Origin of the sequence: Cyanobium usitatum str. Tous, assembly GCF_963920485.1 — a bacterium.
GTDB lineage: Bacteria > Cyanobacteriota > Cyanobacteriia > PCC-6307 > Cyanobiaceae > Cyanobium_A > Cyanobium_A usitatum_A.
On the sequence record NZ_OY986431.1, the window covers coordinates 2439860 to 2466195 of the forward strand.

Consider the following 26336-nt stretch of genomic DNA (forward strand, 5'->3'; position numbering starts at 1 on the left):
GAATCAGGCCGCTGCGAGCTTGGTGATCCGGTCTACCCGCCACTGCTCTTCGATTTTGACGAAGGTGAAGTCGAGGGGCAGCTCGTCTTTGCCGTCGCTTTTGAGCTTCACCGTGAGGATCAGCTGGCCTTCATCAAGCCGGGGCCGGCCGGATTTGAGGTTGCGGTATTTGTTGAGCTGCAGTCCCGCCAGGAAGCGGATGAACTGCTGCCGGTTGACGTGGGAGCGGTAGTTCTTGGTGGTGAGCATGTAGGCCCCATCCACCTGGCCGCTGGCCACCTGGGTGAAGAACTGCTTGATCAGTGGGTTGATGCCGCGGGCGCTGAGCACCAGCTTCACGGCGTTCACGGTCCAGAAGAGCAGCAGGGAGCCTGCGCCGGCCGCTAGGGCCTTGGTGCCGATCTCGCGGGCGATACCCCAATCCATCTCGATTCCAGCTGCGCTTGAGAGGTGCAGAGTCTGACCGACGGCCTTGCATTTTGAGACCTGGCGCCTGGGCTCGGCACAATGCGCCCAGCCCCTGCGTTCCCCGGCGGCATGCCCCTTGAGCCTCTGCTGCCGCTATTTCACCGGCTCGACCGGGAATGGTTTGACGGCAGCCTGGCGCCCGCTGGTCAGCGCTTAGTGGATCTGCGCTGGAGTGACGGCCGCATGCGCCGAACCGCCGGGCTCTACCGGCGCGGACGCCATGCCGATGGCCGCCCCCTGTGCGAAATCGTGCTGTCGCGGCCTCTGCTTGATCCCCTGCCACAGGAAGCCACCCTCAGCACCCTCTGCCACGAAATGATCCACGCCTGGGTGGATCGGGTGGTGGGTGTCGAGGAGGCCCATGGCCCCCACTTCCGCGCCCGCATGGCCGCTATCAACGGCTCCCAGGCTGGCTTCAAGGTGAGCATCCGCCACCGCTATCCCGTGCCCGTCAGCACCAGGGCGCCCCGCTGGCTGGCCTGTTGCCCCAATTGCGGCGTCAGCGCCCCCTACCGCCGCCGGGTGCAGGGTTTGGCCTGCCGCCTCTGCTGCGACCGGCTGCACGGCGGCCGCTGGCACGCCAGTTGTCTGTTGCGATTTGAGCAGGCGGCCTAAGGTCCCGGCAGCACGGCACTGCCATGGGCGTTTTCCTCTGGACCCTGGAATTCGGAGGAATCACCATTGCCTTGGTGGGGATGGGCCGGGAGCGCTGGCTGGCGGGTCGTCGTCGCTAGCTGGATCCTTAGCCTGGGCCCATGGCCGAATCCTGGAAAGATCTAGATCGCCTGGTGAGTGCGGGTCGCCAGCTGGTTGATGGCGTGTCGGGCGCCCGCCCAGGCTCCCGCAGCGGCAACCGGGGCGAAGGCCGCCGGCTCGCTGGCCTGGGTCGTTGGGTGGAAAACAAGCTCGATTGGATCCTTGAAGACGAGGACGACTGGCGAGAGCCCTGGCAGGAGACTCGCCCTGAACTGGGCTCCCAGGACCGGCCGCGCCGCCGCCTGGATGCCATCTCTCGCCGTAGCGCCGCGCCGCCCCAGGCCCAGCCAAGCCAAGAAAGGGAGCCGCAAGCAAGGGAGCCAGAAGAATGGCCCGAAGATGACGCTTTCGCCCTGCCCCGTTGGCAGCGGCAGCCGCCCAGGGCACCCCAAACCCAAACCCAGCCCCCATCCCAATCCCAGCAATCCCAGCTCCCGGGCCGTGCCATGCCCCGCTCCAGCAGACGCCGAGCTGGGGGCTGAGGGCCCGCTCCGGCGAGCTGGTTAAGTTGGCTGCAATTGCATTTAAAAGATGGGCAGTCTGGTGGTGGTGGGCTTTCCGAAGGCGGAAGAAGCCGAGCAGGTGCGGCGCGAGCTGGTGGATATCCAGCGGGAGCGGCTGATCGCCCTCGAGGATGCGGTGGTGGTGGAGCACGACAGCGAGGGCCAGGTGCACCTGCGTCAGGCCATCAACCTCACCGCTACTGGCGCCCTAGGCGGGGGTTTCTGGGGCACCTTGGTGGGCCTGCTGTTTCTCAATCCCCTGTTGGGTGCTGCCGTGGGAGCCGGCGTGGGCGCAGCCTCGGGCTCCCTTTCCGACATCGGCATCAACGATGGCTTCATGCGCGAGCTGGGCGAGACCCTGCCCCGCGGCAGCGCGGCCCTGTGCCTGCTGGTGCGGGAAGCCACCCCAGATCGGGTGATTGAGCGCCTGCGCGCCCATGCTCCCCACGCCAAGTTGCTACGCAGCAACCTCAGCCATACGGACGAGGATCAGTTGCGGGAGCTGCTGGAGCGGGCGCGCCTGCAGGCAGAAGCCTTGCGTCTTACCTGAAACCTGCAGCCCCGCTGGCGCAGCTCCTGATTCACCTGGCTCACCAGGTTTGCAGGTAGGTCGCTGGCCATTTCCTCGGCGGAGGTGTTGATCGAGGGGGAGCCCTGCTCCAGGGCGCTGAGCAGGTCTGCCCATTGGTCGATCAGGTTGCGCTCGGCCATGGGCCGCAGACCCTGCTCCTGCAGCAGGGTTGCGCAGCCTTCCCCGTTCCAAACGGCGCTGGGGCAGCTGGCATGGGGATGGTGTTGATAGGCCAGGCCCTGTTGCAGGGCCTTACTGCTGGGGGCACCGTTCTGCTGGCGCAGGCCGGCATCGCTGAGCAGCCGGCCGCAATGCACGGCGGATATGCCGTAGATGCGGCCGAGGTCGGTGAGGCTCAACCAGAGGCTTGTTGTCATGGCCAGGCTCCCCGGCGCAAGTGGCCCCATGCTGGGCACAGCACTAGGCGCGTCAATCCGTCAACCTCGAATTGCTGTAAGCCGTTACTGAGTTTGTAAATCGTGACAAAGCTTGGCCGGGCCCAGCCAGTGCTCAAGGGCCGGTGAGAACACCTCCCTAATCACGGTGAGCTCCTTGCCCCCGCGGAAGAAGCGGTAGTGGCGACTCCAAAAGGGTCCCGCCAGGCCAAAGCGCTGCTCCAGCCAGGGAGCAGCAACAAGGGCCAGGCCATCCACCTCGCGGAACAGTTCAGCCCGGTTGGCCGTCAGGCTGCGCCAGATCGGCAGCTCCCGCTGCTGCAGGTAGGCGTCGGCCTGGCTTTGATTCCACCAGCTCTCTGCCCAGGCCAGGGTCTTGTCGCCGCAGCGCAGCCACACCTGGCGCCGCAGCAGGGGACCATCGAGCTCGACGACTTCCGGGGGCGGGGGCGCGCCGGCACCGGGGGCGGCTGGCTCAGGCGCCATGGCGATCAGCTCGATCTCCACCGGCTTGCCCGTGAGCAGTTGAAAGTGGCGGGTCGGACTTCCGTCACCTAGAAGCATCAAGCGCCAGGCTCCAGAGAGCACTCCGCCGGCTTTACCCTCGAGCACATTGACTTTGGAGGCCTGCCATATCAGCTCCGGGGAAGGCAACAACTGGTTGACCGACATGGGGGGCAGGACTTCAAAGGGCTTCAGGCTAAGAAGCTGAGGGGGGAGGAGGTCCGAGAGTATGCAGTCGAGTTCAGGAGGAAAATGCGTCTATGTCGTCGTAGCACATGGCGAGGGCTAATGATCTGCAGGCTTGAGAGATTCGGTCAATCTCTGCGTCAGTCAGATATTTGCGATGGTTGCCAATATTGTTAAATAGAGGTTGATTGATCTGGTAATTTCTATAGGTATTGTGATGCACTTCGCTGCCGTACTGAGACTCGTCAATAGCTTCGGGCATCGCTAGGACCCCGTTAAGTTGCAAGTCGGTGTTGACTAAGCTTCCCTGGTCTTCAAGCCTTGTTCCATCGCCATCCAAAGGAGAATTTTGTGTGGATTTGTACCAGGTTACTTGTTGCGAATGGAAATTAAGTTGCTCTGACTCGAAAGTTTTGCCAAGGAATTGCATCACTTGGGCTAGAGTTGATTCAGTTCTTGTTATTAAGTTCTCGTATTGTATCGCGATGCATTGCGGATGTGTTGACCAATACATCACTCTTTTGTTATCAAACTTCCAGCGACGAATTGATTTGCTAAGCGAGCCATAGCGTCGATTGAGTGACGCTATGGTGTCTTTAGGATTGCGGATGATGAGTATAATTTTGGTGTCTGGTGCACAGTCTAAGATGAAGCGGAGATTACGCACATGCTTTGGCGTTTTCTCGACCCAACAACTTGCGTTGTGATGGACGGCTTCTTGCTCAAAAAGTTCAACGTTGCTTCGGTAGATCGAATATCTTTCCTTCTTCGCTATGCCTGTCTCCCCTGGCAGCGCGTAGATTTCCGAGTGGGCTCCAATTAGACGAGTCAGGATTGATGTTCCGGAATGACCGCAGCCGCAGACGTGAATTCCTCCTCTGATCTCAGGCCTCCATAACTTCCACATCGCTTTACTTGTCGCAGTTTGTATTTTGGCAAGCTTGGTCAATCCAAAGAGTCTTGATCCATGGCGTCGGCATGATGAATTTGCGTAAAAGCGATAGTTGTCTTTCTTTCCATACGCGGAGTAGGTGGCTGCGCCGACCTTGATAAGGAGGTGAGGTTGGGGACCATTTGCCAACCATGGCTTCGCTAGGATTCGGGCCTCCAGGAAATGTGATTATTCGAGATCCTTTCGGAATGACCGCTGGCCTAAATAGTCGCCATGGCATTGGGCCAAGGCAGTGAAGGCGAAAATGTCTTGTCCAGCCTCTTGGCCAAAATTTTAGAAATTTTTTAGTGCTATGCGTGATGTAATGCTGTTCAAACTGAAAACGATCCGCAATAGCTTGTGGGTCTTTTTGAAAGATTGCTAAGATGTCAGGATGGGCTCCAATTGGAAATCGAAAGACCGATGTTTGACCTAGCCCGCTTAGCGGACGAGCCCAATTCCTTTCTAGAATAATATCCTCGGGATCGCCAAAGTTGAAATAACAATCAATATTGTCAAGGATGATGCTGTCAAGGTCGAGAAATAAGACAGTTCCATTTAGATACTGCTCAATTTCTTTGCCCCAAAGGGCAACCTTTTTCCATTTTCCACGGGTCTTGGTGGGGGGGGTGCAGCCAAGTTCAGGAATGGGATAGCTGAGGATCGCGGGATCGAGTCCGCTTCTGTCATCTGTTAAGCAGGCGAAGCTGAAATCGCCCGTGACGTATGTTTTGGCGGCAGCATATAGTCGATTAACATATTCAGGGCCATACTTGTCGCCCCACTTCATGCAAACGAGAATCTTTGGTCTATTCATCAATTCCTGAAAGTTTACGAATGGAGCTGGTCGGGATTTAGTAATTAAATTTAGAAATTTCTCGGTGGCAAATTGAACGGATTCGCTGAATGCTTTTGTCATCGAGCACGTCTTGCCACGGCCTTTTGTCTTGGCGAAACTGGCCTTTAGTTTGCTTAGGAGGAAGCCGAATAGGAGTTTGAAAATTAAGTGTTTTCGTTAGCGCATTGAGATCATTTTGAAGCTGCTCATAGTGCAGCATGATGTCGACAATCACGTCGTTATTAATTGTATAAATATTCCAGTTTGTAAGATGTTCTGGATTGCATATTTTAATGTATTCGTTCACGCATGGTCTTGTTTTTTGCTTGCGCGTTCGCCAATAGTAAGTGCTTATCGCGCGATCGAAGGGATTTCGCTCAACACTAATTTTTGTATATTCATTCCAGGTTTGATCAGTAATTTTGCGCTTGATTTCTTGCGCTGGCATATGGTTGTAGAAGTTCTTTTTTAGTTTTCCTTTAGAGATAAGATTCCAGACGTCTTCTGGGTGATAAGCGTGAAAGGGAGCTAGGCAATTTGAGGGTCCAGGCAGCCCTAGCTCGCGTCTGGTTGATTCATCCTCTGAGGGCCAGGGCCATTTTCGGGAAAGCGGTGTGATGACGTCTTGTTTTGAAAGAAATGCGGACAAGGCAATTTCAAGTGAAGTGCCTGCCGTTTTCTGTGTTTTTAAGAAGATAAATTTGTGCCGATGAGATATGAGCATTTTCTTATGCAGTCTGATCGTGGGGGTGGTTTAAAAGCCGCTGCTGATGCTTATGCGGCGCTGCTCGCCGCCCTTCTCAATGACAGCCGTATCGCCACTGGCTGAGCGCAAGCGCCAGCCGCTACTGCCGATGCTCTCGCCCACGGCGGCGCTGGTAGAGCTACCGCCCAGTTGAAAGATTGCTGAGCCGCTTTGCCCTTGCACCTGCACCACTCCCACTAGCTGGGGAGCGTTTCCACCACCGCTGCTGGCTGAGCCGGTGGCAGCGGGTGCCGGACTGGTGATGCGGCTGGTGACGGGCACTTTGAGTACATCGGCAGCTGGGGCGCTGCTGGCAGGCAGGGTTGCCAGCTCTTCCATCCAGGGTTCGCCCGGAGGGGGTGGGGGCAGCTCTCCGTCTTCTGCTGACCCAACGGCAGCGGCTGCCTGGGCGGGCTCGTTTGCTTGGGCTGGGGTTGTGCCGGGCCCCATGGTGCGCAGCCGCTCGATCAGCAGCATGTTGCGCTCCTGGCGAATGGCCTGCTGGCTCTGGTTCCAGAGGCCGAGCACGGCCAGGGCCATTCCTGCAACCACCATCACCGTCACACTGGCTCCTGCCAGTAGCAGGCTGGGCTGGCGGCCAACCTGATCTGCAAGCCGCTGCAAGGGTTTGGCCGCCGTAGCTGGGCGGCGCTTTGCTGAGGCCGGCTTTGGTTTGGAAGTTGGTTGTTTGGCAGGGGCTGGTCTGGTGGCAGCCGGCTTAAACGCAGCAGGTTTAGACGTAGCAGGATCAGACGAGGCAGCATTAGAGACTGCTGCTGGCGGCAGGTCATGCAGCTCTACGGGGATGCTGCCGGCATCGGAAAATGCCGCTGGCGTGTCGCAGACCTCCACCTCAATTGGCTTTTCGGGCTCGAACACCCGATTGAGCACCTGCTCTGCCTTGAGCTCCCAGTAGGCCCGGGAGGTGGGTATGCCTCGTACCGGACTCACCTGCTGCGCCCTCTTATCTAGTGGGATCAAGAGTACCGGCCCTTTGCTGACTTGACGAGTTTTGGCGTTTGCGTAGCTCCAGCCAGAGCAGCAGGGCCGTGACGTCCGCCGGACTTACCCCTGGAATCCGGCCGGCTTGGCCCAGGCTGAGGGGCTGGATTGAGTTGAGTTTTTCGCGGGCTTCCTTTGAAAGGGTGGCAATGGTGGCGTAATCCACGTCTGCTGGTAGGGCCCGGTGCTCCTGCTTTTTGACCTGGTCGATCTGCTGCTGCTGGCGGGCCAGGTAGCCGCTGTATTTGATGTCGATCTCAGCGCCCTCACGCACGTCGCTTGGCAAATCCGCCGGCGCCAGGCCCAGGCGCACCAGATCGCCGCTGTGGAAGCCGGAGCGGCGCAGCAGGTCGGCCAGGGTGATCGAGCCCTTGATGGGGGCTTGGGTTTGGGCCTCCACGGCGGCGGCGGCCGGGTCGCTGCCCTTGAGGCGCACCGATTCCAGGCGCTGTTTTTCGCCGCTGATGGCCTGTTGTTTGGCGGTGTAGATGGCCCAGCGCCGCTCGTCGATCAGGCCCAGCTCCCGCCCTAGGGGGGTGAGGCGCCGGTCGGCGTTGTCGCCCCGCAACACCAGCCGGTATTCGCTGCGGCTGGTGAGCACCCGGTAGGGCTCGCGCAGATCCTTGTTGATCAGGTCATCGATCATGGTGCCGATGTAGCTGCCCTCCCTGGGGAAGTGCACCGGCTCTTGGTCGCCCACCAGGCGGGCGGCGTTAAGGCCAGCCACCAGGCCCTGGGCCGCGGCTTCCTCGTAGCCGGTGGTGCCGTTGAGCTGGCCGGCGCAAAACAGCCCGGCTACCCGCTTGGTTTCGAGCGAAGGCTTGAGCTGGGTGGCGGGCAGGTAGTCGTAGTCGACGGCGTAGGCGGGCCGCAGCATCACGCATTGCTCCAGGCCCGGCAGGGTGCGCAGCAGCTCGAGCTGTAGCCGCTCTGGCAGACCGGTGGAGAAGCCCTGCACGTAAATCTCAGGGGTGTCGCGGCCTTCGGGTTCGAGAAAGATCTGGTGACTTTCCTTGTCGGCGAAGCGCACGATTTTGTCTTCGATTGAGGGGCAGTAACGGGGGCCCTTGCTGTCGATGAAGCCGCCGTAGATGGGGGTGAGGTGCAGGTTGTCGCGGATCAGCTGGTGGGTGGCGGCCGTGGTGCGGGTCATGTGGCAGCTCATCTGCTCGCCGCTCACCCAGGAGGCCGGATCAAAGGAGAAGAAGCGGCCCTCGGCATCGCTGGGCTGCTCTTCGAGTTGGTCGAGGGCGATGCTGCGCCGGTCTACCCGGGCTGGGGTGCCAGTTTTGAGCCGGCCCATCTGGAAGCCCAGCGCCTCGAGGGCTTCGCTGAGGCCAACGGCGGCCTGCTCTCCAGCCCGGCCGGCGCTCATCGACTGGTTGCCCACCCAGATCTGGCCGCCCAGGAAGGTGCCGGTGGTGAGGATTACGGCGGCGGCGCCGTAGCTGCTGCCGAAGTAGGTACGGATGCCGCTGATGCGGGCGTCCTCGCCGGGGGTGCCCTCCACCAGCAGCCCGGTCACCATCGCTTCGCGCAGGGCCAGGTTTGGCGTGTGCTGCAGCAGCTGCAGCATCTGGCGGGCGTACTGGCGCTTGTCGGTCTGGGCGCGTAGGGCCCACACAGCGGGGCCGCGGCTGGCGTTGAGCACCCGCTTCTGCAGGGCTGTGGCATCGGCGAGTCGGCCGATTACGCCGCCGAGGGCATCCACCTCGTGCACCAGCTGGCTCTTGGCCGGACCGCCCACCGCCGGGTTGCAGGGCTGCCAGGCGATGCGATCGAGGTTGAGTGAAAACAGGGCGGTGCTGAGCCCTAGACGCGCAGCGGTGAGCGCCGCTTCGCAGCCCGCGTGGCCGCCGCCCACCACGATCAGGTCGAAGTGCTCGGTGCAGGCAGCGGGCGCATTCATGGGCGAATCCTAGGAATCGTTGCTGGAGGGCTTGTGCTGTGGATCTGGGATCTTGATCCAGGCGTATCGAATGGCATAGAGCTCATTTGGTTGCCAGAGGGATGGCGAGGTTAATTGCTGCCAATTGACCTGTGGCTTCTTCAGCTTTGGGCTTATCGCAGGCGTGGTGTCAACAATGCGGGTCAGCAAGGGGGCGATTGACTCAGCAGTGTCCCGGCGGTCGAGCAAGACCAGCAGGTGGCTGCCGGCTGCGGGCGGTTCGATCCTTAGAGCGGCCCCGGGATTTAGGGCCTGAGGGGTGAGCACCCGTATTTCCGGCAGTAGCTGGCGGGCGTTGCCACCGATGAGTCCGTTGCTGGCTAGCACCAAATCGGGCACACCGTGCCGCTGCTTGATCGCTTTCACGAGCTGGGGTAATGGGTAGTTGGGCCGGCTGGTTTTACCGGTGAACGCCGCCATGGCGGTGCGGCCGGGGAGCAGCAGGGCGGCGCTGCCAGCAGCCGTGACCCCCACCCGAATCGCCCAGCGCAGTCGGCTCGCAGGCAATGGAGGGACCAGGCTGGCGGCGCTCACCGGCGCCATAAACAAGAGGGTTTGATACCAGCGGTCCTTGATGCGGGTAGCACCGGTGGCGAGCACCGTCACCAGCAGCACCGCCACCACGACTAGGGGCAACCGTTGCAGCACTGCTTGGGCCGGCGCTCGGCCCGGATCTGCCCAGCGCAGGCGATGCCTTTCTGGCCAGAGCATGGCCAGTGCTGCAATCCAGAAGGGGGTCAAAAAGGCGATGCCAGACCTAAGGGCGCTGAATAGGCCGCTCACTGGAAGGGGATCAGGGCGGCGGGTTTTGACCATGCCGCTCAGGGCTAGATCGCTGTGGTTGAGCACCCAGCCGAGGTGGGGGGCCATTACTAGCCCAGCAGTTGCGAAGGCCAGCAGCAACTGGGGGCGGACCAGGGCCTGGCGGCAGCGCGGAACGCTAAGGGCGGTGACCAGCAAGGCCGCATCGAAGATCGCCACGTTGTACTTACTGAGCAGACCAGCGCCCACCGCTAGGCCCAGCAGGGCGTGGTTGTCCCAAGTCGGCCGATTGATCAGGCGCAGCAGCTGAAGCAGGGTGCATGCCGCTAAGGCGGTGGCTAGCACGGAGTGGGTGAGGTCGCGCTGGGCTTCCCAGACGATTTGGGGGATTAGCGCCAGGCCACAAACCACGAGTAGCTGCTGATCGCGGCGGAATTTGAGTAGGTGGCCGATCTGCAGCAGCGCCCCAACCAGCACGCTTAGCAGCACTACCTTGAGGCCGCGGAGGGGCCACAGGGCTGGCCCCGTGACTAGAAACACCAGCTTCACTAAATAGGTATAAAGCGGTGGCTGCGCTCCGTAGCCCAGGCTCCAGCTCTGGGAGAGCAGTAGTTGCTCGGCCTGGTCCAGGTCGGCTGTTGTCGACATCAGGCCCTGGCTTACCGCGTTCAACAGGAAATAAAGGCTGATACCCAGCAACAGCTGCACGGTGAAGCGTTTGCTTGCACTTTCATGCGGTGTGTTGACCGGTTGTTCAGATTGCACCGCTCAAGCCGCCAGGTTGCGGAAGCGGGTGAACTGGGGCTCAAACAACAGCTTGACCGTGCCCACCGGGCCGTTGCGGTGCTTGGTCACGATCACTTCGGTGATGCCCCGGTCGGGGGTTTCCGGGTTGTAGTACTCGTCGCGGTAGATCATCAGCACCAGGTCGGCGTCCTGCTCGATTGAGCCCGATTCGCGTAGGTCACTGAGCATCGGCCGCTTGTTGGTGCGCGATTCGACGCCGCGGCTCAGCTGGGATAGGGCGATCACCGGCACGTTGAGCTCGCGGGCCATGCCCTTGAGGCCCCTGGTGATGCGGGACAGCTCCTGCACCCGGTTGTCGGGGGTGGAGCCCTCCATCAGCTGCAGGTAGTCGATCACGATCAGGCCCAGCTCCTTGCCGGTTTCGGCCATCAGCCGGCGGCAGAGGGAGCGCATCTCCAGCACGCCGGTATTGGGCTTGTCGTCGAGGAACAGGGGCAGCTGGCCGAGACTGTTGATGCCCTGGCCCAGCAGGGGCCACTCCTCCTGCTGCAACCGGCCAGTGCGCAGCCGGCCGCTTTCGATGCCCACCTCCATCGACAGCAGGCGGTAGGTGAGCTGCTCCTTGCTCATCTCCAGGGAGAACACACAGACCGGCAGGGCGTGGAGCTGGGCGACGTTTTTGGCGATGTTGAGCACGATTGAGGTTTTGCCCATCGCCGGCCGGCCGGCCACAATAATGAGGTCGCTGCGCTGCAGGCCCTGGGTGATGGCATCGAGGTCGTAGAAGTTGCAGGGGATGCCGGCCACGGAAGTGCCCAGCGAGCGGCTCTCGATCTCGTTGAAGGTGCTGGTGAGGATCTCGGCGGTGGGGGTGAGGCCGGTGCTGGGCTTCTCCTGGCTGATGGCGAAGATCTTTTGCTCAGCCTCATCGAGCACCTGCTCCATCGGCTTGCTCTGATCAAAGCCCAGGGCGATCACCTCATTGCCGGAGCGGATCAACTGGCGCCGCAAAAACTTGTCCATCACCAGGCGAGCCACCTGGTCGATCGAGGCCGTCGAGGTGATGCGCTCCACCAGCTCCACCAGCCGGCCCTGACCGCCCACCTTCTCCAGGGCGCCGGTGTCCGCCAGCCAGGCACACATCGCCGTGAGGTCGGTGGGTTTGCCCTGGCTGTGCAACATCACCGCCGTGCGGTAGATCTCGCGGTGGGCGCCGAGATAAAAGGCCTCGGCCTGCAGCACGTCGGCGATGCGGCCGATGGCGTCTGGGTCCAGCAGGATGCCGCCCAGCACGGCCTCTTCAGCCTCCAGGTTCTGGGGCGGCACCGAATCGGGCAGGGCCTCAAAACGGGCTTCCGAGCGCCCGTCTGAACGGGATTCGCGGCTGCTGGATTGGTTGAGGGGAACGCTCACCATGATCTTGGGGGGCGCTTAGCCGGGAGGGCAATCTTGAGTGCGGCGGCGCCATTTGACCACCCCACTGGCCCTACCGGTGGGGGTTCAACACACAAGCTGCCCCATCCCTGGGTTTTCAACTGCTGGCTCTGGCCTCAGAAGCTGGCAACTTCCAGGTTGAGCTCGGCGGTGACTTCGGGGTGGAGCTTCACCTGCACCTTGTAGGAGCCGGTGCGGTGGATTTCGGGCACCGTGATGTCGCGGCGATCCACTTCTTTCTTGGTGGCAGCTTCGATCGCTTCAGCTACGTCACCGTTGGTCACGGTGCCAAACAGCACGTCGTCGCCGCCGGTCTGCTTCTTGACGGTGAAGCGGCCGATCGTGTCGAGGGCGGTGCGGAAGGCCACCGCTTCGGCCTTGAGGGCGGCCTGACGCTCCGCCTCCTTAGCGCGGCGCGCTTCCACCTGGCGCAGCACAGCTGCAGTCACGGGCTGGGCCTTGCCGGTGGGAACAAGGAAGTTGCGGGCGTAGCCGGGGGCTACCTCCACCAGATCACCGTTCTTGCCCAGGCTGAGAACGTCTGCGTTGAGGACGACTTGAACGCGCTTAGCCATGGCAAATAAGTAGGAGATTGATCAAGACCCGATCCAACACCCTAAATCAGGGGGTGATCAGGCCTCAGGTCCGCTGAGGCTCAGCAGCTGCGGGCAGGCGTATGTGCTTTGCCAGGCCCAGGAAGCGCATCAGGCGGATGTGCTGCCAGGTGAGATCGATTTGGTGGCCAAAGCCGTGGCGAGCTGAGTGGGGGAAGGCGTGGTGGTTGTTGTGCCAGCCCTCGCCGAAGGTGAGCGCCGCGACCCACCAGTTGTTCTTGGAGCCATCACCGCTGTCGTGGGCAACGCTGCCCCAAAGGTGGGTGGCCGAATTCACCAGCCAGGTGCAGTGGTACACAACGACCAGGCGCAGGGGGATGCCCCAGAGCACCAGGGCCCAGCCACCAGCGCCCGTGGCGGTGCCGATCCAAAACAGCAGGGCGGCTAGGGGCGCCTGCAGCAACAGGAAATTGGTGTTCAACCAGCGGTAGTAGGGATCTTTGGCGATATCGCCGGTGAGCCGGGGCACGGCAGCCATGGCGGGGATGGCCTGGAGCATCCAGGCCATGTGGCTCCACCAGAAGCCCTTCAGGCTGGTGTGGTGATCCACTTCCGTATCGGAAAACTTGTGGTGGTGGCGGTGCAGGCCCACCCAATCGATTGGGCCGTGCTGGCAGCTGAGGGCGCCGCAGGTGGCGAAGAAACGCTCCAGCCACTGGGGCACCCGGAAGGCGCGGTGGCTGAGCATGCGGTGGTAGCCGATCGTCACGCCCAGGCAGGCGGTGACCCAATAGAGCACTAGGAAGCTGGCCAGGGCGGGCACGCTCCAGAACTGGGGCAGCAGGGCAACCAGCGCCAGCACATGGATGACGGCCATGAAGCCGATGGTGACCCAGGGGGTGGTTTTCGACCCCTTGGCGCTAGCGGCCTTGCCATGGCGCGGCCGGTGCAGGGCCTCGGCGCGGCGCTCGCCGCTGACGCCTTGGTTGATGAAGGCGGGCTTGCGGGTGGCAAGGCGCTGGGTGGCTGGTGCGCTGGGACTAACTGGTGCGGCCATAACGGACCGGCTCCGTACTGATCGGTAGAATGGTAGCAATACGGATCCATATCGCGTGGGGTACCGGGAAGATCTCCTATCGGGCCGGGTCGCTTTTGCCCATCTGATCAAGGTGTGGCATGAGCGCAACGGCTGGTCGCATCGGGTGTTGCCGGCCCTGGCTGAGGCCCTCGATCTGGGCCGGGTCCACAACTCCCAGCTCTCGATGCTGCGCAACGGCAAGCTGGCCTCCCCCGGCCCGGAGGTGTTCCTGGCCCTTGGTCGTATAAATCAGCTGCTGGCCCGCGAGGTGCGTGGCGGCAGTCTGGGCGACGGCCTGCGCCAGCGATTGGCCGACAGCCCCGAGCTGGTAGCGGCCCTGGAAACCTCTGCCCTGCCCGTGCAGGACGAGGGCGCTCCGGTGCTGGGGCCCGGCGAACTGCTCGAGGTGTTTGTGGGCCTGCGCCAGCCGCCGGTGGCCTTTGATCTGCGTATAGATGCGGCCGAAGCGGTGCCCTTGAGTGCGGCTTTGGCCCAGCTGTTCACGGCGGGGCGGCCCTGGCGTTTGTGCCGCGAGCCGGTGCTGGCTGCCTATCCGGTCGAGAAGCGGCAGCGGCGGGAGCGGTTTGCCGAGGTGATGGCGGGTCAGCGCGATTTTTCGGCAGCTGAGCTCGACAGCGAACTCCCTGATCTGCGCCGCACCCTGGCTCGGCTGGGGGCGACGGGCGAGGCGGAGCTGGAGCCGGATCAGTTTCTTGAGCTGCTGCGCCAGCAGGCCAAAGCCATGGGCTTAACGGCCACCGGCGCCATGGCAAAACTGGATCTAGCAGCTGCAATTAGGCAGCAGCTCCAGGCCCCGCCAGCCAGCCCTCAAGAGGGGTTGTAGTTCGCTTCCCGCACTCGCTTGGCCCAGCCCAGCTTGCGCAGCAGCTTGATGTGCTGCCAGGTGATGTCGAACTCAAACCAGCGCAGGCCGTGACGCGCTGAGTGGGGGAAGGCGTGGTGGTTGTTGTGCCAGCCCTCGCCGAAGCTCAAGATTGCCACCCACCAGCAATTGCGCGAAAGGTCGGGGGAATTGAAGTTGCGGTAGCCGCAGAAGTGGGTGGCCGAATTCACCAGCCAGGTGACGTGATACACGATCACCAGACGCAGCGGGATCGCCCAGAGCACCAGGCCTAAGCCGCCGCCATGGACGCCGGCCAGCTCGCCATACCAATAGAGAGCGGCGCCGAGCGGCAGTTGCAGAAGCAGAAACCAGCGATCCAGCCAGCGGTAGAAGGGGTCGCGCTGCAGGTCGCCGGTGAGCCGGCCCACGTGTTGCAGGGCTGGAATCTCGTGCAGCATCCAGTCGCTGTGGGCCCACCACAGGCCCCGGGCCGCGTCGTGGTGGTCGTTGGGTTGGTCGGAATACTTGTGGTGGTGGCGGTGCAGTCCCACCCATTCGATCGGGCCGCTCTGGCAGGCCAGGGCACCCATCAGAACCAAGATGTGCTCCAGCCACAGGGGGGCGCTGAAGCTGCGGTGGGTCAGCATCCGGTGCAAACCCAGGGTCACCCCCAGCACGGTGGTCCAATAGAGGACCGCCAACACCACCACGGCCTGCCAGCTCCAGAAGCGCGGCAGCAGGGCAAACACCGCACCCACGTGCATCGCCAGCATGAAGCTGGTGGTGCCCCCCTTGAACTTGCGCTGGCGGCCCGGCAGGGGTTGGCGCCTTTCGGATACAGCAGCGCGGATTCGCTGATCCTCAAGCGCGCTGGGTGTGGCCGCACCCAAAACTTGGGCCGAATCGGTGCTTACTACCAAGGAACTCTCCGGGTGGTGCGTGCCCGGTGACGCCATGGCAACGGCGACTTGGGACAACTCAACAAATCTACCTGCGCAGGGCTCGGCAAAATTGGCTGTTAACCCCTTGCCCCTGGTGAGGCCAGCTCAAATCACGGCCAGATTCGCCAGGTTGCCGGTATACCCGGTGATTTCCATGAGCCCGTCCGTAGCGCCCTGGAAACCAGCGCGACCATCATTGAGGGCTAGAAATGTGCGAGTACTTGCGCCACTGCCCAAGCTGAAGGTTGCAGCACGATGTGCTCCAAACGTGGCCCTGGTGAGCACAGTGCTGAGGCCGAATTGGTTGAGGGCGCTGACACGGCCCAGCTGGCGAACATTGGCTCGACTGACGGCACGCGGGGCATCAATGCGATCGATTCCGATCGCCAGGTCGGTGATGCGGTCGTAGGCGCCAAAACGCGACTCGACTAGACGACCGTAACGGAACATGTCTATGCCACGGCCGCCAGTGAGGCGATCTGCTCCAGCGCCGCCAATGATGAGGTCGTTGAGATCACCACCGTTAATTGCATTGCTGGAACTATTGCCAATCAGCGTGTCATTAAAACTGCCGCCAACAACATTATTAAAGTTTTTAAGGACATCGCTTCCGATGCCAGCGGCGTCGCCGCCGGCTCTGGCTCGCGCGAAGCCGCGCGTGCGATGCAGGTTTACTGTGATGCCGGCCTTGGCAGAGAGATAGCGGATGGTGTTGGTGCCACCCCCGCCGTCGTAATAATCGTCTCCAGCACCAGTGCAACCAATAACAGATAGATTGCCATTCCCGCCAAGAACAACGTCATTGCCATCACCCGGCTTCACCGTCTGTGCAATGCTGCTGCGGGAAAGATTGTAATAGTCGTTGTCGACTGAACCTGAGAAGCTGGTTTCTTTTTCTTCGCCTGAAAGCAGGTAGACGTTGTCCCGGTTGAATGTGCCGTCACTGAATTCAATTGTTTCGACATCGACGGCGTCGAAGCGAAAACCGTTTGGCCCTGTGATGCTGAATCGTGTTCCAATATCGGCAACTTCCGTGTTGCCAAAGCCTCTTTCCTCCTCCATGTACTCAATCGTGAAGCCTAGGTAGGGCACGTCGAGTTTCAAGGTGTCGTTGCCTGCTCCACCGGCAAAGGCATGGGGAGAGCCGCTGGAGCGGCCGTTGTAGGTGCCATCCAGGGAGCTGAGATCACCGGTGAGGGTCATGGTGTCGTCCCCGTCGAGCCCTACAAAGAAGATGCTTCTGAGCTTTGCGTCGGCTTCTTTGACATTGGCCGTGAAGGTGTCAGACGCTTCGCTTCCTTCCCAATAGAGACCCTCGATGTTTTGGCTGAGTGTCTGGTCTAAGGCTTTGATATCTGGGATAATCGGGTGATCGGGCAGCCCGCTCAGCAGGGCTCTGTTGCTGTAGATAGCTAGGTTGATGTTGTCGCCTGTGTGTCCAACTGGGCGCTGAAAACTATTGTAAGTTGGGCCTGAGCCATCGCTTCTGATAAACAATAATTCTGGCAGGTTGCTGGCAATATTGAGTCGACCCTCGATGCCGAGTGCGAAATTCGTCTTGCCATCTGGCGAGAAAAGATAGTAAAAGGTCTTGTCGTACGGGTTTCGCTTATCATCGTCAAACCAGCCGCTCTTTAGGGGGTATAATTTGCTGCCGTTAGCTCCATCAGGACCTTCAATCTCCCAGCCGTCAAGAGTTGTCATAATTGCATAACCTTTATCTATAAATCCTATCACATATTTAATATTTGTGGGCGAAGGAGGGTTGGCGAGGCCTCGGCTCGCCGTTGCAGCCTGGATTGGGGTGATGGACGGCCACCCTGCGCCAGTGGCCAGCCGAAGGGGCGCTATGTATTTCACTGACCATTCCGCTGCCCCATGACCGCCCCTGCTCTCGCCGCCGAACGGGTGGCCGCCGCAGTGGCCGCCACCGCTGCCGCCGCCGCCCACCACACCAGCCAGGTGCAGCCGCGGCTGGCCCGGGTGCTCGAGGCTTTCGCCGCTGAGCGGCTCGGCAGCCAGCACTTCGCTTCGGTGAGCGGCTATGGCCACGGCGATCAGGGCCGGGAGGTGCTCGATCGGGTGTTTGCCCGGGTGCTGCAAGCCGAGGCGGCGGCCGTGCGACTGCAATTTGTCAGTGGTACCCACGCCATCGCGGCGGCGTTGTTTGGTGTGCTGCGCCCCGGCGACCGCCTGCTGGCCCTCACCGGCCGCCCCTACGACACCCTCGAAGAGGTGATTGGCATCCGCGGCAGCGGCCAGGGCTCCCTGGCGGAATTCGGCATCGCCTACGCCGAGCTGGCCCTCACCGCCGCCGGCCGGGTCGATTTCGACGGTCTGGAGGACGCCCTGGCGCTGCCCACCCGCATGGTGCTGATCCAGCGCAGTTGCGGCTACAGCTGGCGGCCCTCCCTGTCGGTGGCCCAGATCGGCCTGCTCTGCGAGCGGGTGAAAGCGCTCCAGCCCGGCTGCGTTGTGTTCGTAGACAACTGCTACGGCGAGCTGGTGGAGGCCCAGGAGCCAACGGCGGTGGGGGCGGATCTGATTGCCGGCTCCTTGATTAAAAACCTCGGCGGCACCATCGCCCCCACCGGCGGTTACGTGGCTGGCCGGGCTGAGTTGGTGGAGCAGGCCTGCTGCCGGCTCACGGCGCCTGGCATTGGCGGGGAGGGGGGCACCAGCTTCGACCTCAACCGCCTGCTGGCCCAGGGGCTTTTCCTGGCTCCCCAGATGGTGGCTGAGGCCCTGATCTGCAGCGAGCTGGTGGCGGCCGTGTTCTCGGATCTGGGCTACGCGGTGCAGCCCCTGCCCGGGGCCCCCCGCAGCGACGTAATCCAGGCGGTGCGGCTCGGTGATCCCGAGCGGCTCAAAACCGTTTGCCGCGCCTTCCAGGCCGCATCACCGGTGGGCGCCTATCTCGATCCGGTGCCGGCGCCCATGCCCGGCTACGCCAGTGCTCTGGTGATGGCGGGCGGTACCTTCATCGACGGCAGCACCAGCGAGTTTTCCGCCGATGCGCCGCTGCGGGAGCCCTACGTGCTGTTTGCCCAGGGCGGCACCCACCGCGCCCATGCCCAGATCGCCCTGGAGCGAGCCCTGGTGGCCCTGGCGCAGGCAGGTCAGAAGGTCTGATTACGCGGATCTCGCTGCTGTTATCAACCCGATGCCGACAGACTGGCGCCACCTTGCTGCTCCGAGATGGCGCTCCCCATCCCCGGTGATTGCCGCTACGCCGACAGCCACGAATACGTGCGCCCAGAGGGCGAGAGGCTGCGGCTGGGCATCAGTGCCTTCGCTGTCGACCAGCTGGGCGACATTGTGTTTGTCGAGCTGCCGGCGGTGGGTGCCAGCCTTGTGCAGGGCGCCAGTTTTGGCAGCGTGGAATCGGTGAAGGCGGTGGAAGATCTGCTGGCGCCGGTGAGCGGTGTGGTGCTGGCCCGCAATGAGGCGGTGCTGGCTAGCCCGGAGGAGCTGCAGAACGATCCCTATGGCGAGGGTTGGCTGCTGGTGCTGCAGCCAGCTGATCCGGCCCAGCTCGCTGGCCTGCTGGATGCGGCCACCTACGCCGCCAAGGTGCAAGGAGCCTGATGGCAGCTGCGCACCCACCAGACCTCTCTTTTATTCGGCGCCATATCGGTCCAAGCGCCGCTGAGCAGCAGCGGATGTTGGCGGAACTCGGAGCCTCCAGCCTCGAGGCCCTGGCCGCCCAGGTGGTGCCCGCCGATTTGCTTCTAGATCCGGCGGCCTCGGCTGCGGGTTTGCCCGAGCCCTGCAGTGAGGCCCAGGCCCTGGCCGAACTTGCCGAGATCGCTGCGGCCAACCAGCTGCAGCGCAGCTTGATCGGCCAGGGCTACTACGGCACTGCCACGCCGGCCCTGATCCAGCGCCAGGTGTTTGAAAACCCCGACTGGTATACCGCCTACACCCCCTATCAGGCCGAAATCGCCCAGGGCCGGCTTGAGGCCCTGCTGAATTTTCAGACCCTGATCAGCGAGCTCACCGGCCTGCCGATCGCCAATGCCTCTTTATTGGATGAGGCCACCGCCGCCGCTGAAGCCATGGCCATGGCCAGCGCTGTCTGCAAGCGCCCCGGTGCGACGCGCTTTCTGGTGGATCGGGCCCTGTTCCCCCAGACCCTGGCGGTGCTGCAAACCCGGGCCGAGCCCCTGGGCATCCAGCTCGAGCTGGTGGCGGCCGAGTCGCTGGCGGCAGCCCCCCTGCCAGCGGATGCTTTTGGTTTGCTGATCCAGCTGCCTGGCCGCCAGGGCCGGCTCTGGGATCCCAGCGAACTGCTGGCTAGCGCCCGCCAGGCCGGGGTGATCACGGCTGTGGCGATCGATCCCCTGGCCCAGGTGCTGCTGGAGCCGGTGGGCCAGCTCGGCGCTGATATCGCCGTCGGCAGCGCCCAGCGCCTGGGGGTGCCGCTGGGTTTTGGTGGTCCCCATGCCGCTTTTTTCGCCACGGGCGAGCAGTTCAAGCGCCAGATCCCTGGCCGCCTGGTGGGGCGCTCGCTGGATGCGGCAGGCCAGCCGGCCCTGCGCCTGGCCCTGCAGACCCGCGAACAACACATCCGCCGCGACAAGGCCACCAGCAACATCTGCACCGCCCAGGTGCTGCTCGCGGTGATGGCCGGTTTCTATGCCGTGCACCATGGCCCGGACGGCCTGGAGGCGATCGCCCGGCGCTTGCTCAGCCTGCGGGCGGCCCTTGTGGCTGGCCTGGAGGCCCTCGCCCTGCCGGTGTTGCCGGGCCAGGGTTTTGACACGGTGTGGCTGCCCCTGCCGCCGGATCAGGCCGAGGTGCTGGTGGCTGCTGCCCTGGCGGCCGGCTTCAACCTGCACCAGGCAGCAGATGGCGTTGGCATCAGCCTCGATGAGCTGAGCAGCGCCGAGGAGCTGGAGCGGCTGCTGCGGGCGCTGGCTGGCTGCGCTGAGCCCTGGCGGGAGCTGGGCACCAGCCCGCCTGCTGGCCCGGCCATGCCCCTGCGCCAGCAGCCCTGGTTGCAGCAGAGCGTCTTCCACCGCTACCGCAGTGAAACCGAGCTGTTGCGCTACATCCAGCGCCTTTCAGCCAAGGATCTATCCCTGGTGCACGGGATGATCCCCCTGGGCAGCTGCACCATGAAGCTCAACGCCGCCGCCGAGCTGGCGCCGGTGAGCTGGCCGGCCTTCAGCCAGCTGCACCCCTTCGCCCCGGCTGAGCAGGCCGCCGGATACCAGCTGTTGGCGGCGGATCTGGAGCGCTGGCTGGCCGTGATCACCGGGTTTGCCGGCGTGTCGCTGCAGCCCAATGCCGGCTCCCAGGGGGAATATGCCGGCCTGCTGGCGATCCGGGCCTGGCACCGCAGCCGGGGGGAAGCCCATCGCACCGTTTGTTTGATTCCCACCAGCGCCCACGGCACAAACCCAGCCAGCGCCGTGATGGCCGGCCTGCAGGTGGTGGCGGTGGCCTGCGACGAGGCCGGCAACATCGATCTCGCCGACCTAGAGGCCAAGGCCGCTGCCCACGCCGAGCAGCTGGCGGCGGTGATGGTCACCTATCCCTCCACCCACGGTGTGTTTGAGCCGGCTATTCGCCGCATCTGCGAGCTGGTGCACGCCCGCGGCGGCCAGGTGTATCTCGATGGCGCCAACCTCAACGCCCAGGTGGGCCTGTGCAAGCCGGGTCTCTACGGCGCCGATGTCTGCCACCTCAACCTGCACAAGACCTTCTGCATTCCCCACGGCGGCGGGGGCCCCGGCGTGGGCCCGATTGCGGTGGCCTCCCATCTGCTGCCCTTCTTGCCGGGTGCCGTAGGGGTTGAGTGCGGAGGGGTGGGGCCCGTGGCGGCGGCACCCCTGGGCAGTGCTTCGATCCTGGCGATCAGCTGGATGTACATCCGCATGATGGGCGGCGCGGGCCTGCGCCAGGCCAGCCAGGTGGCCCTGCTGGCCGCCAACCTGCTGGCCGAGCGCCTGGAGCCCCACTTCCCCGTGCTTTACCGGGGCATGGGCGGGCGCGTGGCCCATGAATGCATCCTCGATCTGCGGCCGCTGAAGCGCAGCTGCGGACTGGAGGTCGATGATCTGGCCAAGCGTCTGATGGACTACGGCTTCCATGCCCCCACGGTGAGCTGGCCCGTGGCGGGCACGGTGATGGTGGAGCCCACCGAAAGCGAGTCGCTCGCTGAGCTCGACCGCTTCTGTGCGGCCATGGTGGCGATCCGCCAGGAGGCCGCGGCGCTGGAGGCCGGCAGCGCCGATCCCCTCAACAACCCCCTCAAGCGAGCCCCCCACACCCTGGCCGCCGTGACTGCCGACCAGTGGGACAGGCCCTACAGCCGCCAGCAGGCGGCATTTCCGGCTGGTGAGGAGCAGCGCCTATCGAAGTTTTGGCCGGCGGTGGCCCGGATCGACAACGCCTACGGCGATCGCAACCTTGTGTGCACCTGCCCGAGCATGGAGGAGCTGGCAGCGCAGGAGCTGGCAGCGCAGGAGCTGGCAGCGCAGGAACTGGCCCAAGTGGTGCCAGTTGCCACTGTTCTTTAGTGCCGTCATGACGCACACTGTGCGGGCCTGACGCCTCTTAACAGGCACAATCAGCGCTTAAAGCCATTCATTTTCGGGACCATGAAGGGCAGCAACGACGGAACTGGTACAGGAGCGGGCCAGGTGCTGCGGGTGGAGGGCACCAACGTGGTTCGTGTTCCTTTTGGTGTGCGTCGCTCCCGCCGCCCCCGTCCCCAGCGCCCCGATCACTGGGCCACCCTGGTGCTGCCTTTTCATATCCACCACGATCCAACGCCACCTCCCCAGGCAGCTTGAGTCTGGAGTTGGCTAAATCAAGTCGCCTAAATTGGTGCGGTCAAGCGCCAATCAACTAGGGCTTTGATGTCAGCCAGGGAGCTGGCGGGTGCCCGAAATGGCAGCAGATGCATGGGACTGCGCTCGGGGCGCACCAGCCAGGTGAAATCGGCCTGGGGGATCAGCACGAACCCCCGATAACGCACCGTTGCCCGCACCCCGAGGGGAGGGTTGCCGGTTGAGGAGATAGCGGTGCTGGCCATTCCTGGTGTCAGAACTGGGGCCATTGCAGCGGACTGGCGGCAAATTCGCGGCCGTTTACTGAATTGCTTTGGGATTGCCTTTACACCCTGCAAAATGCCTGGATGGGTCTAGGTCTAGACCCCTGAAACCCGTTTGGGGTACTGGGTTTTTGCCCTGGAGTCTTCGGCGTAGCAATTGGCTGAGATGGTGTGCTGGGCTACAAAAATTGCAGCCCAGTTGGGGTATTAAACACCCAGAAGTTGGGGCTCCCGGTAGGGCACGAAGCTGGTCTTGCGGGCGCCGCAGATCGGGCAGCGCCAGTCGTCGGGGATCGCTTCAAACGGGGTGCCCGGAGCGATGCCGGAATCGGGGTCGCCGGCGGTGGGGTCGTAAATCATCGAGCACAGTTTGCAGATCCACTTGCCCGCCACGGGCTGATCGGCCTCTCCGGCCACTCCCTTGCCCTGCAGGGCTTCGAGGGCGATGCCATAGCGCTCGGCGTGGTGCTGCTCAATGGGGGTGAGCAAGCCGAAGTTTTTGGCGGCGGTGCGAAAGATGCCGGCGTGCTGCTGTGATTCTTCGGTCTGCTCCTGAAATTCAGCAGCGGCTTCGCCATCGCGATCGGTGCGGGCTTGGTCGGCAAACTCGGGATACATGGTGGTGTATTCGTAGGTTTCGCCTTCGATCGCCAGCTCCAGGCAGCGGCTGAGCAGGGCCTGCTTCTGCGTGTCGGAGAGGTTGGCGGGATCGTCGATGACGAGTTCGGGATGGAGCAGCCGGAAGTGGGCGAAGGCGTGCTCGGTTTCCTGGGCGGCGGTGTCGCGAAACAGCTTGGCCAGCTCGGGGTTGCCGACCTGCTTGGCCACCTCCGCGAAAAATAGGTATTTGCGATTGGCCATGCTCTCGCCGCCAAAAGCGGCTTCAAGATTGGCTTTGGTGTTGGGCTTGGCGATATCCATGGCTGGGCAGGTGTTGCGGCTGAGGAAGAGCCTAGCTTAACCGAAGTCGGAACGACTATGAGTTAGTGGCGTTGGCGTGGCTTGATGGCCCCGGCCTTGGGGCGCTCAGTAGTTGGCGCCGCTGCGGCGCTGGTGCACGGCCGTGGTGGCGCTGGCGTCGAGCACGCCGCCCTGGCTCACCTGGGCATACAGCAGCCAGTGGTCGCCGCATTCCATGCGCTGCTGCACCGTGGCGTCCAGCCAGGCCAGGGCCTCCGGTAGCAGGGGTTGGTCGGCGGGGCTGTGCTCCAGCTCCAGGCCGGCGAAGCGGTCAGCGCCTGGGGCAAACGGCTGCAAAAACTGCTTCATTGGACCGGTTTCACGCCCCGCGGCCAGCACGTTGAGGGCAAAGCGATCGCCGACGTGCAGCAGGGCCTCCACGGCCCGGTCTTTGGCTACGGCCACGGTGAAGCCAGGCGGCGAGAAGCTGGCCTGGCTCACCCAGCTGGCCACCATGGCGCTGCTGAGGCGGCTGCCGCCCTCCCCTTTGCTGGTGGTGAGCACGCACAGGGAGCCCACCACCCGGCCCAGGGCCTGCACTGCTGGATTGCTGCGGCTCTCGCTGAGTCCGCCACTGGCGGATCTGCGCTGCGCCTTGCGCTGTTCGCTCTGCAGCTGGCGGCCCAGGGCGGTGCCGGTTTCCTCGATGGCTTTGAGGCTGGCCGCATCGGGGCTGAACTTCACCTTGATCGGTTCAAAGGCGAACTGGAAGCCGCCATCGCGCAGCTTGCTCTCCAGCAGATCCAGGGCTTCACCGCTCCAGCCAAAGCTGCCAAACACCCCCACCGGCTTGCTGCGGTCGCCCTCAGCTAGCACCGTGCCAAGGGCCGAAACGATCGGCGTGGGGGCATGGCCGCCGAGGGTGGGGGAGCCGATCAAGATCGCATCGCAGCTACGGATCGCCGCCAGCAGCTGCTCAGGTGGCGTGAATTCGCAGTTGATGCTCTCCACCCGCACGCCGGTGCGGGCGACCCCCTGGGCGAGGGCATCGGCGATGGCGGCCGTGTTGCCGTAGGCGCTGGCAAACAGCAGCGCCACCGATAGGCGCGCCCGCTCCTGGGTTGCGCCCCAGCGGTGGTAGTCGTTGAGCAGGCTGCGCCAGCTCTCGCTGATCGCTGGGCCGTGGCCGGGGGCAATGGTGCGGATGTCGAGGGCTTCGAGCCGCTCCACCACCGACTCCACCTGGCGCGCCATCGGTGCCATCAGGCAGTCGTAGAAGTAACGGCGGTCTTCCTCACTACTGCTGCGGTTGGCCTCGGCGAAACTCTCGCTGCAGAGGTGGGCCGCGAAAAATTTGCCGCTCATCAGCAGGCCGCTGGTCTCCTCGAAGGCCAGCAGCGCCCCGGGCCAGCGGGGGGTGGGGGTGGGAATTAGGCGTAGCACGTGGCCATCGACGAGGTTGCGGCTGGCCTCCTGCTTCACCACATCGATCCGAGGCAGCGCTGGGATCGGCTCTGGGGTTGTCTCGCTGCCGGGGGCGACCGGTTTCAGCAGGTTCCAAAGCTCTTCGAGCAGCTTGGCGCCGGCATTGGAGCTCACCAGCAGCAGGTTGGGCCAGCGGGTCGCCAGCTGGCGCAGCAGAGCAACCCGATTGGGGTTCACATCACCCACCACCACCTTTAATGGAGCCTCTGCCGGGACCAGCTTCGCCAGCTCCGCCAGGAAGGGCTCGGCAAAGGAGGCCCCGGGGGGATGGACCAGCAGGGGCACCGCCTGGAAGAGGAAGCTGTTGGCGGTGGTGCCGCGCTCCAGGCCGTATTCCACCTCGAAGCGCAGCCGGGTGGGGCTGAGCCCCTTGAGGCAGATCAGCCCCGGCTCGATGGGGAGCTGGATCACCCGACGCTCCAGGTTTTTTGCGCCCATGGTTCGCCCTGTGGGGAGGAGAGGACTCTAGAAAGACAGTCCGACTGATTTGTTTACTTGCCCCATCGATGGAGAGTCCTTAACCTTTCGGAAGCAGGCTGGACTTTCCATCGAAGAACCATTTTTCTTTGGCGATAGTTTTCTCCATACAGGGGACGCAAGTCGTTCCAATGGCGGCTTCCCCGAACGGCAAGCTTGGTCGCGTCCTGATCCCCTGCTGATCGGACTGGAAGCGCCCCTGAGTGGGGAACAACGTGCCAATGGTCGCGACATGTGGCGTGGCGCCAAGCTCGCCGCAGAGCAGATCAACCTTGAGGGCGGCATCCTCGGCCGGCGCGTCAAGCTGCTGCGTGCTGACGACCAAGCCGATCCTGAGCGTGCCCTACCTGTGGCGCGCAGCCTGCGGCGACGTGGCGCCGATGCCGTGATCGGTCCCTACAACTCAGCTGTGGGCGTGATCAACCTGCCCTGGTATGTAGATCAAAAGATCCTGCCGGTACATCTCACCTCCACTAACCAGACAGATGGCCTGGGGGTGACTGTGCAGCCTAAGAATGATCAGATTGCACCTGTTGATATTGCCTACATCACCTCCCGCGAGGTGAAGCGTGTGTCGATGCTGGTGGATCCCTCTGACTTCACCAGCGACCTAGCCGATCAGGTGGAGAAGGGGCTCAAGGCCGATGGGGTCGAGGTGAAGCGCTTCAGCATCACGCCCGGTAGTGCTGATTACCAGGCTGAGATCGCCCAGGCCCTCGACAGCAATCCCCAGCTGGTTTATTCGAGCAGCTACTACCCGGAGGGCAGCAAGATCGCCCGCGCGCTGGTGGCCAGCGGCACTGCTGCTGAGCCCTTCATGTGCCTCAGCAATGTGGATGCGGCCTTTGTGACTGAAGCGGGCCTGAAGGTGGCTCGCCGCTGCACCTTCAGCGGTACGCCTGAGTCGGCCCAGCTCCCCGACGCCCAGAACTATGTGAACGCGTACAGGGGACGTTTCGACCGCGAACCCAACGTTTGGGGTGCCTTCACTTACGACTCACTCAAGCTTCTGGATACCACGATGGAGGAGGTCGGCAGCACCCGCTACAAGACGGTTCTGGACCAGTTGCGGCAGACCACGGGATACGAGGGGCAGACCGGACGAATCAGCATCGATGCGATTACGGGCAACCGCGTGAAGGTGCCGGTGTTCGCCTTGAGGGTCAACGGGCAGGGTGACTTCGTCGTTAAGGACGATGCCTGA

Annotated in this window: 26 protein-coding genes; 9 read left to right on the forward strand and 17 right to left on the reverse strand. The window is 63.2% G+C overall.

Translation table 11 applies throughout. The annotated features are described in order from the left end of the window. Positions 1-3: 3 nt before the first annotated feature. The gene (locus U9970_RS13145) at positions 4-426 is read right to left on the reverse strand and encodes a hypothetical protein (RefSeq protein WP_254935426.1); all 423 of its coding nucleotides are present in this window, start codon (positions 424-426) and stop codon (positions 4-6) included. A gap of 111 nt (positions 427-537) precedes the next feature. Between U9970_RS13145 and U9970_RS13150 the strand changes: the two genes are divergently transcribed. From U9970_RS13150 to U9970_RS13160, 3 genes are all read left to right on the forward strand, one after another. Further along, positions 538-1083, forward strand: a complete 546-nt coding sequence (locus tag U9970_RS13150) for a SprT family zinc-dependent metalloprotease (RefSeq protein ID WP_322766144.1) — start codon at positions 538-540, stop codon at positions 1081-1083. Positions 1084-1223: 140 nt separating this feature from the next. Further along, complete coding sequence (locus U9970_RS13155; protein ID WP_322764564.1) at positions 1224-1706, forward strand: hypothetical protein; 483 nt, start codon at positions 1224-1226, stop codon at positions 1704-1706. 49 nt (positions 1707-1755) lie between these two features. Then, complete coding sequence (locus tag U9970_RS13160) at positions 1756-2277, forward strand: DUF1269 domain-containing protein (protein ID WP_322764565.1); 522 nt, start codon at positions 1756-1758, stop codon at positions 2275-2277. On the opposite strand, the gene U9970_RS13165 is transcribed toward U9970_RS13160, so the two are convergent. The 11 genes from U9970_RS13165 to U9970_RS13215 all read right to left on the reverse strand — a co-directional run bounded on the left by U9970_RS13165 (position 2217) and on the right by U9970_RS13215 (position 13401). Continuing rightward, positions 2217-2675: a hypothetical protein gene (locus tag U9970_RS13165; protein ID WP_322764566.1), complete on the reverse strand. Its 459-nt coding sequence runs from the start codon at positions 2673-2675 to the stop codon at positions 2217-2219. The genes U9970_RS13160 and U9970_RS13165 overlap by 61 nt on opposite strands. Positions 2676-2759: 84 nt before the next feature. Then, on the reverse strand, positions 2760-3365 hold the full coding sequence (locus tag U9970_RS13170; RefSeq protein ID WP_322764567.1) for a chorismate lyase: 606 nt from the start codon (positions 3363-3365) through the stop codon (positions 2760-2762). Between the two features lie 73 nt (positions 3366-3438). After that, positions 3439-4332, reverse strand: a complete 894-nt coding sequence (locus U9970_RS13175) for a sulfotransferase family protein (RefSeq protein ID WP_322764568.1) — start codon at positions 4330-4332, stop codon at positions 3439-3441. Then, on the reverse strand, positions 4295-5104 hold the full coding sequence (locus U9970_RS13180) for a hypothetical protein (protein ID WP_322764569.1): 810 nt from the start codon (positions 5102-5104) through the stop codon (positions 4295-4297). The genes U9970_RS13175 and U9970_RS13180 overlap by 38 nt, the downstream gene beginning before the upstream one ends. Before the next feature lie 64 nt (positions 5105-5168). After that, positions 5169-5876, reverse strand: a complete 708-nt coding sequence (locus tag U9970_RS13185) for a sulfotransferase family 2 domain-containing protein (RefSeq protein WP_322764570.1) — start codon at positions 5874-5876, stop codon at positions 5169-5171. 30 nt (positions 5877-5906) lie between these two features. Then, positions 5907-6848: a hypothetical protein gene (locus U9970_RS13190; protein WP_322764571.1), complete on the reverse strand. Its 942-nt coding sequence runs from the start codon at positions 6846-6848 to the stop codon at positions 5907-5909. A gap of 13 nt (positions 6849-6861) precedes the next feature. Continuing rightward, positions 6862-8808 (reverse strand): tRNA uridine-5-carboxymethylaminomethyl(34) synthesis enzyme MnmG, encoded by a 1947-nt coding sequence (gene mnmG, locus U9970_RS13195; RefSeq protein WP_322764572.1) that lies wholly within the window; start codon positions 8806-8808, stop codon positions 6862-6864. Between the two features lie 9 nt (positions 8809-8817). After that, on the reverse strand, positions 8818-10317 hold the full coding sequence (locus tag U9970_RS13200) for an ArnT family glycosyltransferase (protein ID WP_322764573.1): 1500 nt from the start codon (positions 10315-10317) through the stop codon (positions 8818-8820). Between the two features lie 60 nt (positions 10318-10377). After that, a complete protein-coding gene (gene dnaB / locus U9970_RS13205; RefSeq protein WP_322764574.1) occupies positions 10378-11772 on the reverse strand; it encodes a replicative DNA helicase in 1395 nt (464 codons plus the stop codon). 134 nt (positions 11773-11906) lie between these two features. After that, positions 11907-12365 carry a 50S ribosomal protein L9 gene (gene rplI, locus U9970_RS13210; protein WP_322764575.1) on the reverse strand — a complete coding sequence of 153 codons (459 nt, stop codon included), beginning with the start codon at positions 12363-12365 and terminating at the stop codon, positions 11907-11909. A gap of 64 nt (positions 12366-12429) precedes the next feature. After that, entirely contained in the window at positions 12430-13401 is a 972-nt protein-coding gene (locus tag U9970_RS13215) for an acyl-CoA desaturase (RefSeq protein ID WP_322764576.1), read from the reverse strand. Positions 13402-13456: 55 nt separating this feature from the next. Here U9970_RS13215 and U9970_RS13220 point away from each other — a divergent pair, with 55 nt between their 5' ends. Further along, positions 13457-14266: a hypothetical protein gene (locus tag U9970_RS13220; RefSeq protein ID WP_254960706.1), complete on the forward strand. Its 810-nt coding sequence runs from the start codon at positions 13457-13459 to the stop codon at positions 14264-14266. Here the strand turns inward: U9970_RS13220 and U9970_RS13225 are convergent. Then, complete coding sequence (locus U9970_RS13225; RefSeq protein ID WP_322764577.1) at positions 14251-15222, reverse strand: acyl-CoA desaturase; 972 nt, start codon at positions 15220-15222, stop codon at positions 14251-14253. The two genes, U9970_RS13220 and U9970_RS13225, sit on opposite strands and share 16 nt — an antisense overlap. A gap of 90 nt (positions 15223-15312) precedes the next feature. Then, complete coding sequence (locus U9970_RS13230; protein ID WP_322764578.1) at positions 15313-16911, reverse strand: bluetail domain-containing putative surface protein; 1599 nt, start codon at positions 16909-16911, stop codon at positions 15313-15315. Between the two features lie 174 nt (positions 16912-17085). Here U9970_RS13230 and U9970_RS13235 point away from each other — a divergent pair, with 174 nt between their 5' ends. The 4 genes from U9970_RS13235 (at position 17086) to U9970_RS13250 (ending at position 22010) form a co-directional block, all read left to right on the forward strand. Then, positions 17086-18339, forward strand: coding sequence for a methionine gamma-lyase family protein (locus U9970_RS13235; protein WP_322764579.1), 1254 nt, complete (start codon positions 17086-17088; stop codon positions 18337-18339). A gap of 66 nt (positions 18340-18405) precedes the next feature. Then, positions 18406-18795, forward strand: a complete 390-nt coding sequence (gene gcvH, locus U9970_RS13240; protein ID WP_322764580.1) for a glycine cleavage system protein GcvH — start codon at positions 18406-18408, stop codon at positions 18793-18795. Further along, on the forward strand, positions 18795-21734 hold the full coding sequence (gene gcvP, locus U9970_RS13245; RefSeq protein WP_322764581.1) for an aminomethyl-transferring glycine dehydrogenase: 2940 nt from the start codon (positions 18795-18797) through the stop codon (positions 21732-21734). The genes gcvH and gcvP overlap by 1 nt, the downstream gene beginning before the upstream one ends. An 81-nt stretch (positions 21735-21815) precedes the next feature. Then, positions 21816-22010: a hypothetical protein gene (locus U9970_RS13250; protein WP_322764582.1), complete on the forward strand. Its 195-nt coding sequence runs from the start codon at positions 21816-21818 to the stop codon at positions 22008-22010. 26 nt (positions 22011-22036) lie between these two features. Here the strand turns inward: U9970_RS13250 and U9970_RS13255 are convergent, their stop codons facing one another. From U9970_RS13255 to U9970_RS13265, 3 genes are all read right to left on the reverse strand, one after another. Next, positions 22037-22252: a hypothetical protein gene (locus U9970_RS13255; RefSeq protein WP_322764583.1), complete on the reverse strand. Its 216-nt coding sequence runs from the start codon at positions 22250-22252 to the stop codon at positions 22037-22039. 225 nt (positions 22253-22477) lie between these two features. Further along, positions 22478-23191, reverse strand: coding sequence for a rubrerythrin family protein (locus U9970_RS13260; RefSeq protein WP_322764584.1), 714 nt, complete (start codon positions 23189-23191; stop codon positions 22478-22480). A gap of 105 nt (positions 23192-23296) precedes the next feature. Then, entirely contained in the window at positions 23297-25093 is a 1797-nt protein-coding gene (locus U9970_RS13265; protein ID WP_322764585.1) for a diflavin flavoprotein, read from the reverse strand. Between the two features lie 49 nt (positions 25094-25142). On the opposite strand from U9970_RS13265, the gene U9970_RS13270 reads away from it, so the two are divergent. Continuing rightward, positions 25143-26336, forward strand: a complete 1194-nt coding sequence (locus U9970_RS13270; RefSeq protein ID WP_322764586.1) for a branched-chain amino acid ABC transporter substrate-binding protein — start codon at positions 25143-25145, stop codon at positions 26334-26336.

Excerpts from the sequence above, each read along its gene's own strand:
- U9970_RS13265 (WP_322764585.1), bottom strand. The coding sequence starts at position 25,093 with ATGGGCGCAAAAAACCTGGAGCGTCGGGTGATCCAGCTCCCCATCGAG.
- U9970_RS13185 (WP_322764570.1), bottom strand. The coding sequence starts at position 5,876 with ATGCTCATATCTCATCGGCACAAATTTATCTTCTTAAAAACACAGAAA.
- dnaB (WP_322764574.1), bottom strand. The coding sequence starts at position 11,772 with ATGGTGAGCGTTCCCCTCAACCAATCCAGCAGCCGCGAATCCCGTTCA.
- U9970_RS13180 (WP_322764569.1), bottom strand. The coding sequence starts at position 5,104 with ATGAAGTGGGGCGACAAGTATGGCCCTGAATATGTTAATCGACTATAT.
- U9970_RS13215 (WP_322764576.1), bottom strand. The coding sequence starts at position 13,401 with ATGGCCGCACCAGTTAGTCCCAGCGCACCAGCCACCCAGCGCCTTGCC.
- U9970_RS13155 (WP_322764564.1), top strand. The coding sequence starts at position 1,224 with ATGGCCGAATCCTGGAAAGATCTAGATCGCCTGGTGAGTGCGGGTCGC.
- U9970_RS13235 (WP_322764579.1), top strand. The coding sequence starts at position 17,086 with ATGACCGCCCCTGCTCTCGCCGCCGAACGGGTGGCCGCCGCAGTGGCC.
- U9970_RS13250 (WP_322764582.1), top strand. The coding sequence starts at position 21,816 with ATGAAGGGCAGCAACGACGGAACTGGTACAGGAGCGGGCCAGGTGCTG.
- U9970_RS13225 (WP_322764577.1), bottom strand. The coding sequence starts at position 15,222 with ATGGCGTCACCGGGCACGCACCACCCGGAGAGTTCCTTGGTAGTAAGC.
- U9970_RS13230 (WP_322764578.1), bottom strand. The coding sequence starts at position 16,911 with ATGACAACTCTTGACGGCTGGGAGATTGAAGGTCCTGATGGAGCTAAC.
- U9970_RS13160 (WP_322764565.1), top strand. The coding sequence starts at position 1,756 with ATGGGCAGTCTGGTGGTGGTGGGCTTTCCGAAGGCGGAAGAAGCCGAG.
- U9970_RS13150 (WP_322766144.1), top strand. The coding sequence starts at position 538 with ATGCCCCTTGAGCCTCTGCTGCCGCTATTTCACCGGCTCGACCGGGAA.
- U9970_RS13260 (WP_322764584.1), bottom strand. The coding sequence starts at position 23,191 with ATGGATATCGCCAAGCCCAACACCAAAGCCAATCTTGAAGCCGCTTTT.
- mnmG (WP_322764572.1), bottom strand. The coding sequence starts at position 8,808 with ATGAATGCGCCCGCTGCCTGCACCGAGCACTTCGACCTGATCGTGGTG.
- gcvP (WP_322764581.1), top strand. The coding sequence starts at position 18,795 with ATGGCAGCTGCGCACCCACCAGACCTCTCTTTTATTCGGCGCCATATC.
- U9970_RS13170 (WP_322764567.1), bottom strand. The coding sequence starts at position 3,365 with ATGTCGGTCAACCAGTTGTTGCCTTCCCCGGAGCTGATATGGCAGGCC.
- U9970_RS13145 (WP_254935426.1), bottom strand. The coding sequence starts at position 426 with ATGGATTGGGGTATCGCCCGCGAGATCGGCACCAAGGCCCTAGCGGCC.
- U9970_RS13165 (WP_322764566.1), bottom strand. The coding sequence starts at position 2,675 with ATGACAACAAGCCTCTGGTTGAGCCTCACCGACCTCGGCCGCATCTAC.
- gcvH (WP_322764580.1), top strand. The coding sequence starts at position 18,406 with ATGGCGCTCCCCATCCCCGGTGATTGCCGCTACGCCGACAGCCACGAA.
- rplI (WP_322764575.1), bottom strand. The coding sequence starts at position 12,365 with ATGGCTAAGCGCGTTCAAGTCGTCCTCAACGCAGACGTTCTCAGCCTG.
- U9970_RS13255 (WP_322764583.1), bottom strand. The coding sequence starts at position 22,252 with ATGGCCAGCACCGCTATCTCCTCAACCGGCAACCCTCCCCTCGGGGTG.